13 protein-coding genes are annotated in these 11,947 nt (G+C 66.4%); 4 read left to right on the top strand and 9 right to left on the bottom strand.

Features of this window, described 5'->3' with window-relative positions; genetic code table 11:
• Nucleotides 1–61: 61 nt before the first annotated feature.
• Nucleotides 62–349 carry a helix-turn-helix domain-containing protein gene (locus EOD43_RS02220; RefSeq protein WP_127740682.1) on the bottom strand — a complete coding sequence of 96 codons (288 nt, stop codon included), beginning with the start codon at nucleotides 347–349 and terminating at the stop codon, nucleotides 62–64.
• A gap of 2 nt (nucleotides 350–351) precedes the next feature.
• Nucleotides 352–687 (bottom strand): type II toxin-antitoxin system RelE/ParE family toxin, encoded by a 336-nt coding sequence (locus EOD43_RS02215; protein WP_127740680.1) that lies wholly within the window; start codon nucleotides 685–687, stop codon nucleotides 352–354.
• 101 nt (nucleotides 688–788) lie between these two features.
• Between EOD43_RS02215 and EOD43_RS02210 the strand changes: the two genes are divergently transcribed.
• Nucleotides 789–1,385 (top strand): hypothetical protein, encoded by a 597-nt coding sequence (locus tag EOD43_RS02210; protein WP_127740678.1) that lies wholly within the window; start codon nucleotides 789–791, stop codon nucleotides 1,383–1,385.
• A 226-nt stretch (nucleotides 1,386–1,611) separates the two neighbouring features.
• Here EOD43_RS02210 and EOD43_RS02205 read toward each other — a convergent pair whose 3' ends face one another.
• From EOD43_RS02205 to EOD43_RS02185, 5 genes are all read right to left on the bottom strand, one after another.
• On the bottom strand, nucleotides 1,612–2,535 hold the full coding sequence (locus tag EOD43_RS02205; RefSeq protein ID WP_127740676.1) for a DUF3237 domain-containing protein: 924 nt from the start codon (nucleotides 2,533–2,535) through the stop codon (nucleotides 1,612–1,614).
• A 21-nt stretch (nucleotides 2,536–2,556) separates the two neighbouring features.
• Complete coding sequence (locus EOD43_RS02200) at nucleotides 2,557–3,381, bottom strand: sulfurtransferase (protein WP_127740674.1); 825 nt, start codon at nucleotides 3,379–3,381, stop codon at nucleotides 2,557–2,559.
• Nucleotides 3,378–3,929, bottom strand: coding sequence for a nuclear transport factor 2 family protein (locus EOD43_RS02195; RefSeq protein ID WP_127740672.1), 552 nt, complete (start codon nucleotides 3,927–3,929; stop codon nucleotides 3,378–3,380). Before EOD43_RS02195 ends, EOD43_RS02200 begins: the two co-directional genes overlap by 4 nt.
• 27 nt (nucleotides 3,930–3,956) lie before the next feature.
• Nucleotides 3,957–5,411, bottom strand: coding sequence for a pyruvate kinase (gene pyk / locus EOD43_RS02190; protein WP_127740670.1), 1,455 nt, complete (start codon nucleotides 5,409–5,411; stop codon nucleotides 3,957–3,959).
• A gap of 94 nt (nucleotides 5,412–5,505) precedes the next feature.
• Entirely contained in the window at nucleotides 5,506–6,204 is a 699-nt protein-coding gene (locus EOD43_RS02185; protein ID WP_127740668.1) for a dienelactone hydrolase family protein, read from the bottom strand.
• A gap of 126 nt (nucleotides 6,205–6,330) precedes the next feature.
• Between EOD43_RS02185 and gpmA the strand changes: the two genes are divergently transcribed.
• From gpmA to EOD43_RS02170, 3 genes are read left to right on the top strand one after another with little or no spacing between them, the layout of a single operon-like run.
• Nucleotides 6,331–7,017, top strand: a complete 687-nt coding sequence (gene gpmA, locus EOD43_RS02180) for a 2,3-diphosphoglycerate-dependent phosphoglycerate mutase (RefSeq protein ID WP_127740666.1) — start codon at nucleotides 6,331–6,333, stop codon at nucleotides 7,015–7,017.
• Nucleotides 7,018–7,044: 27 nt separating this feature from the next.
• Nucleotides 7,045–7,530, top strand: coding sequence for a 5-(carboxyamino)imidazole ribonucleotide mutase (purE, locus tag EOD43_RS02175; protein WP_127740664.1), 486 nt, complete (start codon nucleotides 7,045–7,047; stop codon nucleotides 7,528–7,530).
• Nucleotides 7,531–7,532: 2 nt separating this feature from the next.
• Nucleotides 7,533–8,588, top strand: coding sequence for a 5-(carboxyamino)imidazole ribonucleotide synthase (locus EOD43_RS02170; protein WP_127740662.1), 1,056 nt, complete (start codon nucleotides 7,533–7,535; stop codon nucleotides 8,586–8,588).
• Nucleotides 8,589–8,741: 153 nt separating this feature from the next.
• On the opposite strand, the gene EOD43_RS02165 is transcribed toward EOD43_RS02170, so the two are convergent.
• Both EOD43_RS02165 and EOD43_RS02160 read right to left on the bottom strand, forming a co-directional pair.
• Nucleotides 8,742–9,047: a hypothetical protein gene (locus EOD43_RS02165; RefSeq protein ID WP_127740660.1), complete on the bottom strand. Its 306-nt coding sequence runs from the start codon at nucleotides 9,045–9,047 to the stop codon at nucleotides 8,742–8,744.
• Complete coding sequence (locus EOD43_RS02160) at nucleotides 9,044–11,878, bottom strand: M16 family metallopeptidase (protein ID WP_127740658.1); 2,835 nt, start codon at nucleotides 11,876–11,878, stop codon at nucleotides 9,044–9,046. Before EOD43_RS02160 ends, EOD43_RS02165 begins: the two co-directional genes overlap by 4 nt.
• Nucleotides 11,879–11,947: the final 69 nt, after the last annotated feature.

The following is an 11,947-nucleotide window of genomic DNA, read 5'->3' as shown; positions in this document are numbered from 1 at the left end:
CGATACAGATCGGTGTTACCGGCAACTAGGGAGATCGATTTAGGGAAATCAATTGCGCCACTTACCGCAGCAATTCCCCCACTAACGACGGCTTCTTCGCGATCATCGCCAGCAGCACCTGAGCAGGACCGGTCGGGCGGCGGCGGCCATGTTCCCAGTTGAGCAAGGTGCCCTTGGCGACCCCGATGCTCTTGGCGAACGCGCCTTGCGACAGGCCGGTGCTGGCGCGGATCGCGGCGACATCGACACTGGGCACCGCGATCTCGCGCACCTGCGCGCCCGCCTCGCGCCCCTCGGCGAAGGCCAGAGCCTCGGTCAGCCCCTGCTTGATGCTGTCAAAGCCACTCATCGTCATACTCCATAATACGCCAGCAGCGCCTTGCCGAGCAGCACAAGCTCGGCCTGTTCGGCGCGGTTCAGATTGTCCTTCTCATTCTTGGCGAACACCGTGACGAGAAAGATCGGCATATGCGTGCCGCCGAACACATAGACCGTGCGATAACCGCCGCTCTTGCCACCGCCTTCGCGCGCGATGCGGATCTTGCGCAATCCGCCGCCCAGCGAGACGCCCGCCTCGGGATTGGCCGCGATGATATCGACCAGAGCCGCCCGATCCTCGTCGGACATGATCGCCTTCGCGCGCCGCAGAAACTCGGGCAATTCCACGACGGTCTGCAGGGTCGTCATATCACCTAAATATATGTCATTGGCATATACGTCAATGGCGCATATATGATGTTCCTTATTTGTTCTTGACATTAAGAACCAAATAGGTTATTCATCCTCACATGACCATACATCCGCACATTGCCGTCGATGCATCTGCTCCGGCTGAGCCGCCCGCCGATCTCACCGATTTCGTGCCGGTCCCTGTGTCCGAACGGCATGACGGGTGGACGCCCGACAAGCAGCGCACGTTCATCGAGGTGCTGGCCGATACGGGATCGGTGCCGGCGGCCGCGAAGGCTGTCGGGATGGGGGTGGAGGGGGCGTATCGGCTGCGCAGGCGCGCCGATGCGGCCGGCTTCGCCGAAGCCTGGGATGCGGCCTATGGCATGATGACCCGGCGGCTGACCGACGCCGCCTTCGCCCGCGCGATCCACGGCGTCACTAACCCGGTCTATCATGCGGGCGAAGTGGTGGGGGAGCGCGTCCAATATGACGAGCGGCTCACCCGCTTCCTCCTCGAGCGCCACGATCCGCATGGCTATGGCCGGTTGATGGGTTGCGATCCGCGCTGGGTGGAGGCGCGCGACGTGCTGCAACCGCGCATCCGCAAGCTGCCCCACCTCCTCGCCCGCCTGTTCGGCCTTGCTGGCGATCCCCGGCCCGAGGATGCCGCCCCGCTCGGCCTCGCGCCCCCGCCGAAGACGCGCCGCCGCTGATCCGAAAAGACCCCGCTCCTCCCTTTGATCTTGGGCGGGGTCCGGGGTGGGGTCAGCCAGAAGCCCCACCCCAAACCCCTCATTTTCCACCGAAAAAGCAAAGGCCACAAAAGCCACAACCATTGTGGCCTTCGCCCTAAAACCCTCTCCCGCTCAGGGAGAGGGGGGACCGCCGCGAAGCGGTGGTGGGTGAGGGCACGCTAGAGGCGCACGCTACCCCCGCACCTCACCGCATCGCATAATATTCGTAATGCGTTTCCTCGCCCTGGACCCAGCCGAAGCCCAGCGCGACCACTTCGTTGAGCCACGCATTCGGCCCGTCGACCGGCGCTTCGAACATCGCGGTGGTGCGCCAGCTGCGGTCGATATCGGGGGAGGGATCGAGCAGGGTGCGGCTGTTGGTGCCGATATATTGCTGGACGATCATGTCGCCGTTGTCCGCGACCATTTCGGCCTTCATGTCGATGTGGAAGGGGAAGCCCATCGGCCCCTTCCCCATCCGGTGCGCGCCCCATGCGAAGCCGACCGGCCATTCGGCGGTGAGCGGCCCCTCCGTCCGGCACCCGGCCTCGGCGATCGAGAGGTAGCGTTTGGCGACTTGGCTCTCGATCTTGATCCGCTCGCCCAGCGTCCCTGATGCGACCATGTGATAGACCGGGTCGACCGCGATCGCATCGCCGTCCGGCGCGGTCTTGCGGCCCAGCAGTTCGTGGACGGTATAGACCAGGTCGTCGCCGCGCACCTCCACCGTCGCGGCCGCGACCACGTCGTTCAGCCAGTCGTGCGCGCCGTCCTCGCCGCCCGCATCGGCTTCGAAGCCCACCCCGATCCGCCACGCGCCCTCGCCATAACGCTTCGCGCGCCGCCCGATATATTTCATCAGGATCGGGGTGCCCCCTGCGGTCCGCAGCGTGATCAGTCCTTCGACCCAGGCGAGGCCCGGCTGCCTGTCGCTCTCCACCTGCCATTCGGTCGCGAGGCCGGGGACGATATCGGCGGTCAGCCGATCCCCCGCCGCCCCGCCGCCGATCGGCCGCGCGACGCTGCGCCGCCCCATCGGCCCGTCATGCGCCAACGTCTCGCGCGCCATGCCCTTCGCCGTCAGCACGAACAAAGGCCGCGCCGGAAAGCTGTTCCCCATCCCAGTCATCACTCTCTCCACGTTCTTGTTTTAAATCTCGCGCGCGACCGGCCTTTCCGGATCGGCGATCCATTCGCTCCACGACCCCGGATAGAGCCGCGCTCCGCCCAAGTCCGCGACCTCCATCGCCAGCAGATTGTGGCACGCGGTCACGCCCGACCCGCACTGCATCACGCTGTCCGCCGGGGCGGCATCGCCCAGCACCGCGCCCCATTCCGCGGCGAGTTGCTCCGCCGGCTTGAACCGCCCGTCGGGCAGGAGATTGTCCTTGAAGAACCGATTGGCCGATCCCGGAATATGCCCCGCCACCGGATCCAGCGGATTCGCTTCCCCCCGCCACCGCTCAGGAGTGCGCGCATCGACGACGAGGAACTTTGGCGCCGCGATGTTGGCCAGCACCGTGTCCGCATCGACGGTCGCCAGCGCCGGCCCCTTCGCCACGAAATCGCCCGGCGCGGCATCGCCGGTCCCGCTCTCCAGCGGCCCGGTCCACGCCTGCAGCCCGCCGTTCAGCACCGCCACCTTGTCATGCCCCGCCCAGCGCAGCAGCCACCACAGCCGCGCCGCATAAGGCCCGCCCTGCGCATCATACGCCATGACCTGCTGTCCGTTATGGAGACCGATCCCCCGCATCGTCGCGGCGAACACCTCCGGATCGGGCAGCGGATGCCGCCCGTTTGTCCCGCTAGGCGGTCCGGACAGATCGGCGTCGAGGTGCAGATAATGCGCGCCGGGGATATGCCCCTGCGCAAAGGCGCGCCGCCCCGCCCCGGGATCGCCAAGGTCGAACGAGCAATCGACGATCAGCATGTCCGGCGTGATCGCATCCGCCTCGATCAGCTTGGTAAAACTCATGCGTCGCGCCCCCGCGATCCGTGCGCTTTGCGTGGGTAGGGCGGCTCGCCGATATAGGGGCGCGGGAACGGCCCTTCGTGGAACTGACGCGTGGCCTTGCGGCGGATGATCCGCCAGTCGTCCCCGACGCGGATCAGATCGTCCTGATAGCGCAGGCCCAGCAGCAGGCTGTCGATCGGGCTGTCCGCCGCCTCGCGATGATAGCCCAGCACCCAGCTTTCGACGAAGGCGGTGTCGCCCGCCATCTCGACATATTGGTTGCCCTTGAAATGCATCGTCGCCTCATAAGCGGGCAGGCTTTCGACGAGGCCCTGGATGTAATCCTCGAGCCCCCCCTCCTCCATCGTGCCGACGATCACGCAATCGGGGTGGAAGACAGTGCGCAGCAGATCGACGTCGATCGCGTCCACCGCATAGGCATAGCGGCTGTAGATATCCTTGATCAGCTCGCGATCGCGCAGCCAGGCGACCGTGGCGGCGATGTCATCGGCGGGGGGTGGGGGGCTGCTCCGGAACTGCATCGCCTGCCGGATGCGGTTTCTCTCCATCGCGCTCCCCTCCCCCTCCGCCGGGCGTCAGCCCTTATAGTCTTTCAGCTCGTTGCCCGTCAGGCGTACCACATGGATCATATTCGTCGAGCCCGGCGTACCGAAGGGTACGCCCGCGACCAGGACGATGCGCTCGCCCGCCTTGGCGAGGCCGTGGCGCAGCGCCATGCGCTTGGCCTTCGCCACCATCTCTTCAAAGCTCGCGACATCGCGGGTGCGGACGGCGTGGCTGCCCCAGAGCAGGCCCATGCGCCGCGCGGTGGCGAGCTTGGGCGTCAGCACCATCAGCGGCACCGACGGGCGTTCGCGCGAGATGCGGCGTGCGGTGGAGCCGGACAAGGTGAAGCACAGGATCGCGGCGGCCGACACGGTGTCGACAATCTTCGCCGCCGCTTCGGCCAGCGCGTCGGCGGTGGTGGCGTCGGGCTGGGTATCGGTGAAGTGGAGGCGCGCGGCATAGCCGGGATCGCTTTCGACCGACATCGCGATCGCGTTCATCATCGAAACCGCTTCTTCGGGCCACGCGCCGCTCGCGGACTCGGCCGACAGCATCACCGCGTCGGCGCCGTCATAGATGGCGGTCGCGACGTCGGAAACTTCGGCGCGCGTGGGGCTGGGCGACACGATCATCGATTCGAGCATCTGCGTCGCGACGACCACGGGGCGGCCGATCCGGCGCGCGGTCTCGACGATGCGCTTCTGCATCGGGGGCACGCGTTCTGGCGGCAGTTCGACGCCCAGATCGCCGCGCGCGACCATCACCGCATCGGCCAGTTCGAGGATTTCCTCGAGCCGCTCGACCGCCGCGGGCTTTTCGATCTTGGCGAGCAAAGCCGCCTTGCCGCCGATCAGGCGCCGCGCCTCGGCGACGTCCTCGGGCCGCTGCACGAAGCTGAGCGCGATCCAGTCGGCGCCCTGCTCCACCGCGAAGGTCAGGTCGCGACGGTCCTTTTCGGTGAGCGCGGCCATCGGCACGATCACGTCGGGGACGTTCAGACCCTTGTTGTTCGACAGCGCGCCGCCGACCTCGACGCGGGTTTCGACATGATCGTGACGTGCGGTGATGACGCGCAGCACCAGCTTGCCGTCGTCGAGCAGCAGGCGGGCGCCCGGCTCCAGCGCTTCGAAGATTTCGCGATGCGGCAGTTCGACGCGGTTCTGCGTGCCCGGCGTCGGATCGCGATCGAGGATGAACTTCTGCCCGGTGACGAGCTGAACCTTGCCGTCTTCGAACTTGCCGACGCGCAGCTTCGGGCCCTGCAGATCGAACAGGATCGTCGTCGCGCGGCCGAGTTCCTTTTCCATAGCGCGGATCGCCTGGATGATCGGAACCTTATCCTCATGCGCGCCGTGGCTCATGTTGATGCGGAAGGCGTCGGCGCCTGCGAAGAAGAGCTTGCGGATCATCTCGGGCGACCCGCTGGCGGGTCCGAGCGTCGCGAGCACGCGCACTTTACGTTGGCGGGGAGGAATCTGATCCACCTGAAGGCGTCCTATCGTTGTCGACCGGAGCTTGCGCGGTTTAGCCGCTATCGCGGCGAACGCAACCGGCAAGCCCCCATCTTTGAAACCGGTGTCAGAAGATTTCTGTGAGGAAGTCCTGCATCAGCCGCCACGACCGCGCATCGACGACCGGGCTGTACATCTCCGGCCGCTTCGGATTGGTGAAGGCGTGGACGGTGTGGCCATAGGCATGGATCTGCCAGTCGACCTTCGCTTCGGTCAGTTCGGTGGCGAGCGCCAGCACCGCTTCGGGTGGGCAGAGCGGATCGTCCCAGCCGTGGAGCATCAGCACCTTCGCTGTCATCTCCGCATTGGCGAAGGGCGGCGCATCATAGACGCCGTGGAACGCCGCGACGCCCAGCACCTCGGCGCCGCCGCGCGCGAGATCGAGCACGCATTTGCCGCCGAAGCAGAAGCCGATCGCGGCGGCCTTGGCATCATCGACCTGTTCGAGTTCGCGCGCGATCTTCAGGCTGGCGAACATGCGGTCCTTGAGGAGACCGCGATCCTCGTTGAGCACCGCCATCGCGGCCGAAGCCTCCTCGGCATTGGTCGGCTTCACGTCGACGCCGTAGATGTCGACCGAGAAGCCGACATAGCCGAGCGCGGCGAGCTGCGCCGCCTTGTCATCCTCGAACGGGGTGCGGCCCATAAAGCTGGGCGCGACCAGCACGAGCGGGCGCGGACCGCCGATCGCATCGTCCCAGCTTGCCTGCGCTTCGAAGCGCAAGCCGCCCTGATCGAAGGCGATGGTCTGGCTGACGATGGTCATGGATGTCCTTTCAACTGTGTCAGTGTCTCATGCGCTGCGAAATATGACGCGATCAAGCGTGACATGCAGGCGGGACCGCGACTAAGAGCCGCGCCAAGGCTTCGAATCCCAACGCAGGAGACCGCATTGCCCACGCTCGTCCTCGTCCGCCACGGCCAATCGTCGTGGAACCTCGAAAACCGCTTCACGGGATGGTGGGACGTCAACCTGACCGAGCAGGGCATCGCCGAGGCGAAGGCCGCGGGCGAGCTGATGGCCGCCAAGGGCCTCGACTTCGATCAATGCTATACCAGCTTCCAGACCCGCGCGATCAAGACGCTGAACCTCGCGCTGGAGGCGATGGGGCGGCTGTGGCTGCCGGTCGAAAAGGACTGGCGCCTGAACGAGCGGCATTATGGCGGCCTGACCGGCCTCAACAAGGCCGAGACCGCCGCCAAGCATGGCGACGATCAGGTCAAGGTGTGGCGCCGCAGCTTCGACATTCCGCCGCCGGTGCTGGAAGCGGGCGGCGAGTTCGATCTGGCGGCCGATCGCCGCTATGCGGGCATCCCGATCCCGAACACCGAAAGCCTGAAGGACACGATCGCGCGCGTCCTTCCTTACTGGGAAGAACGGATCGCACCCGATCTGCGCGCCGGCAAGCGCGTGATCATCTCCGCGCACGGCAATTCGCTGCGCGCGCTGGTGAAGCATCTGTCGAACATTCCCGACAGCGAGATCACCGAACTGGAGATCCCGACCGGCCAGCCGATCGTCTATGATCTTGCCGACGATCTGACCGCCAAGGATCGCTATTATCTGTCGGAGCGCTGATCAGCGTCCGCTTTGGGGGAAGAGGATATGACCGCGCCGCTGGTGGGCATCATCATGGGCAGCCGTTCCGATTGGGAAACGATGCGCCATGCCGCCGAAACGCTCGACGCATTGGGCGTGCCGCACGAGACGCTGGTCGTCTCGGCACACCGCACGCCCGATCGCCTCTACGATTACGCCAAATCGGCGGTGGGGCGCGGCATCAAGGTGATCGTCGCGGGTGCGGGCGGCGCGGCGCATCTGCCGGGCATGACCGCAGCGATGACGCGGCTGCCCGTGCTGGGCGTACCGGTGGAATCCAAGGCGCTGAAGGGCATGGATAGCCTGCTGTCGATCGTGCAGATGCCCGGCGGCATCCCCGTCGGCACGCTGGCGATCGGCAAGGCCGGCGCGATCAATGCGGGCCTGATGTCCGCCGCGATCCTCGCCAACAACGACCGTGCCCTCGCCGATCGGCTCGACGCATGGCGCGCCAAGCAGACCGCCGACGTCGCGGTCGAGCCGTTCGACTGACCTTGCGTACGATTCCCCCCGGCTCGACCATCGGCGTCATCGGCGGCGGCCAGCTTGGGCGGATGCTCGCGATCGCGGCGGCTAACCTCGGCTATCGGACCGCGATCTACGCCCCCGAAGCGAGCGGCCCTGCGGCCGAAGTCGCGTGGCGCTGGATTCAGGGCGGTTATGACGATGCGGCGGCGGTGGCCGCTTTCGCCGCCAGCGTCGATGTGCTGACCTACGAGTTCGAGAACGTCCCGGTCGCGCCGCTGGAGGCGCTGAACCCGATGCCGCATCCGCGTGCATTGGCGGTGGCGCAGGATCGCGCTGCGGAGAAGGCGTTCGTCGAGGGGCTGGGCGGGCGCCCGGCGCCTTGGGCAGTGGTCGACGATCGCGCCAGGCTGGATGCGGCGCTAGCCAAGATCGGCGCGCCGGCGATCCTGAAGACGCGCCGCTTCGGTTATGACGGCAAGGGACAGGCACGGCTCAAGAACGAAGGCGATGCCGACGCCGCCTGGGCCACGATCGGCGAACAGCCGGCGGTGCTGGAAGGTTTCGTCCGCTTCGATCGCGAATTCTCCCTGCTGATTGCGCGCGGGCAGGATGGCGCGATCGCGATGTGGGATCCGGTGCTCAACCGGCATGATGACGGCATCCTCGCGCTCTCGATCGTGCCCGCCGGGATCGCGCCCGATACGGTGAAGCAGGCCGAGGCGCTGGCGCGCGCGATCGTCGAGGCGCTCGATTATGTCGGGGTGCTGGCGATCGAGTTTTTCGACACGCACGAGGGCCCGGTGTTCAACGAAATGGCGCCGCGCGTCCACAATAGCGGGCATTGGACGATCGAGGGCGCGGTCACCTCGCAGTTCGAAAACCATATCCGCGCGATCTGCGGCCTGCCGCTGGGATCGACCGCGCTTGCCGCCCCGCGCGTCGAGATGCGCAACCTGATCGGCGCGCAAGCCGACGAATGGCCGACGATCCTCGCCGATCCGGCGGCGCACCTGCACCTCTACGGCAAGGGCCAGGGCCGCCCCGGCCGCAAGATGGGGCATGTGACGAAGCTGGTGTTCTAAAACCCTCTCCCTGCAGGGGAGAGGGGGGACCGCGCCGAAGGCGTGGTGGGTGAGGGCACGCAGACACGGACGGGGCGGTACGAGGGACAACGTGCCCTCACCCTTCCGCCGCTTCGCGGCTCCCTCCCTCTCCCCTGCAGGGAGAGGGTTAAGTCAGCCCCGCTTCACGCCGCTCATCGTCGCCTTGCCGAAGGCGCCGAGCATCACGACGCCCTCCAGCTTGCCATCATTGACGATCGCCTTGCCGACGAGGGTCATCTTCATCGGCTTGGTCGTCGGCATCTTCCATGTCAGGCGATGGCCCTCAATCCGGCCGTCCTGCACCTCAAGCTCTCCGACGTCGGCGATGTTGGTGCCCGAGAAAGTGTCCCCGTCACGCACGATCGTGAACACCGATTCCTGCGTGCCGAACGAGGCGACGGTAACACAGTCCCAGATACCCTCGATCGGATCGCTCACTTGTCGCCCCCTGGCAGTGTGGTTGCTTCGACCGGCAGTTTGAGCTGATCGAGCTGCGGGCGCACCTTAGCGGCATCGCCGACGACCACCCACAGAAGTTCGTCGGGCTTGATCTGCGCGCGGATCGAGGCGTCAAGATCGGCGGCGGTCATCGCGCGATAGCGATCGGCGAGGTGATCGTAATAATCGTCCGCGCGCTTGGCGTAGAAATTGCGCTGCATGCCGCCCAGCACGTCGGCGCCGGTTTCGAAGCTGCCCGGCAGTTCGCGGATCTTGCCATCGATCGTGCGATCGCGCTCCGCCTGCGTCACACCCTTCGGCCCCAGGAAGGCGCGCGTGTCGGCAAGGATCGCGGCAATCGAATCCCCCGAACGATCGGACTGGACCGGCGCATAGAGGAAGAAGGGCATGCGTTCATCGACACGGTTGACGATCGACGAGACGCCGTAGGCCCAGCCCTTCGTCTCGCGCAGATCCGAATTGAGCCGCGACAGGAAATCGCCGCCCAGCACGTCGTTCGCGGCGAGCAGGGTGGAAATCTCGTCCGTGCCCTTGGCGGCGATCACCTGCCCGCCGAGGATCAGGGTCTGCGGCGAACCGGGGCGATCGACCAGCAGGATGCGCGGCTTGGGTGCGGGCACCGGCGCGGTATCGGCCTTGCTGCCCGCCGGCCCCTGCCCCTTCCAGTCGCCCAGCCCGGCGTTGAGCGCGGTGACGACGCGATCGAGCGGCAGATCGGACACGACGAAGGCGGTGCCCTTGTCCGGACGCAGCCAGGCGTCATGGAACGCGCGCAGATCGGCGGGCGTCAGCGTCTTCACCACCGCCGGATCGCCCGTGCCGCTGAACGGCACGCCATAACCGTGCGCCGGCCCGTACAGCAGCGGCGGCAGGATGCGCGTCGCGATGCCCTGCGGCCGGGTGAGTTCGGATGCGATGCGGGTCAGCTGCTGGTTGCGCAGGCGATCGACCTCTTCGGGCGCGAAGGCGGGGTTGCGCAGCATATCGGCATAGAGCGCGAGCGCGGGGGTGAGATTGGCGCTGAGCGCGGTCAGCGACATGCTGGTCCGGTCCATCGCCGCGCCCGCGCCGATCGACGCGCCGAGCCGCTCCTGCGCGATCGCGATCTCTTCCGAATTGAGGCTGGTCGTCCCCTCATCGAGCAAGGACAGCATCAGCGACTGGGTGCCCAGCTTCGCCTTGGGATCGGCGGCATTGCCCGCATCGAAGGCGAAGGAGACGCGCGTGACCGGCACGGTATCGCGATGCGCGTAGAGCAGCTTCATCCCGTTCGCGAGCGTGGCACGCTCGACCTTGGGGAAGTGCAGGTCGGCATCCTTGCCGATCGGCGGCATGGGAATGCGCTTCTTGTTCTCGGCCATCTGCGCGGGCTTCGCGGCGGCGACCGGGGGCGCCTTGGCAGGGGCGGGCTTCGCCTCCTCATAGCCGGCGCGCTGGCCGGGCTTGATCACGATCGTGAGAGGCGGGCGCTGCATCCACTTGCGCGCGACGGCCGTCACCTGTTCGGGCGTGGCGGCGGCATAAGCGGCAAGCTCCGCCTTGTAGTGCGCCGGATCGTTCGCATAGACCGCGCCCTCGGCCAGGCGCGACGCCTTGCCACCCAGACCCCCGACAACCTCGAGCCCGCCGATCTTGTCGGTCACTTCCTGCGTCGCGACACGGCTGACTTCATCTGCATTCGGCCCCTTGGCGAGCAGATCGGCGATCAGTTCGTCGAGCCGCTTCGACACCGTCGCGGGATCGACGCCGGGGCGGACATCGGCGCTGACGATCAGCATGCCGACATCCTCCATCGCCTGAATGCCCGCCGAGACGCTGACCGCCAGCTTCTCCCGCCGCACCAGCGCATTATCGAGGCGCGAGGCGTTGAGCCCGCCCAGCACGGTCGCCGCGACATCGAGCGGGACGATATCCTTGTCGGTGATGCCGGGCACCGCCCACAGCCGCATGATCCGTGTGGTCGCGACCTGATCGGTCATCTCGATCGTCTTGGGCGCGCTGAGCGTCGGCACACTGACCGTGGGATGCGTCACATCCGGCCCCCGCGCGATATCGCCGAAATATTTCTCCATCAGCGGCTTTGCGGTTGCCGCGTCGATATCGCCCGCCAGCACCACCACCGCATTGTTCGGCCCATATTTGGCGCGGAACCACGCCTTCACATCGTCGAGGCTGGCGGCGTCCAGATCGGCCATCGAGCCGATCGTCGAGTGATGATAGGGATGCCCCTCCGGGAACAGCCCCTCCATCATCGCATAGCGCGACATGCCATAAGGCTGGTTGTCGCCCTCGCGCTTCTCGTTCTGGACGACGCCGCGCTGGTTATCGAGTATCTTCTGATCGATCGCGCCGAGCAGATGGCCCATGCGATCGCTTTCGAGCCACAGGGTGCGTTCCAGCCCCGCGGTCGGAACCGTTTCGAAATAGTTGGTGCGTTCGAAACTGGTCGTGCCGTTCATGTCGGTCGCGCCGATCACCTGAAGCGGTTCGAAGAAGTCGCCCGGCGAATTTTCCGATCCGTTGAACATCAGATGTTCGAAGAGGTGCGCGAAGCCCGTCTTGCCCGCCGGCTCATCCTTCGACCCGACATGATACCAGACCGAGACGGCGACGATCGGCGCCTTGCGATCGGTGTGGACGATCACGCGCAACCCGTTCGCCAGCGTGAAGCTGTCATAAGGGATGTCGACACGCGCGACGAGATCGGGAAGCTTGGCGGTAGGCGCGATCTGCGCCTGGGTCAACGCCAGAGCAGGCGTCGAGGCCAGCAAGGCGATTAGCGTGAGGGTGCGCGATTTCGAAAGGAACAAGCGGGCTCTCCGCAAATGGACTAAGTGTCGAGAATAGCGTTGTTCGCCGCGACGGCAATCTTTGCGCCG

The sequence above is a fragment of the Sphingomonas crocodyli genome (genome assembly GCF_004005865.1).
GTDB classification, from domain to species: Bacteria; Pseudomonadota; Alphaproteobacteria; order Sphingomonadales; family Sphingomonadaceae; genus Rhizorhabdus; species Rhizorhabdus crocodyli.
Note: the sequence above shows the minus strand (reverse complement) of the source record. Positions and strands in the feature narration are given on the sequence as shown.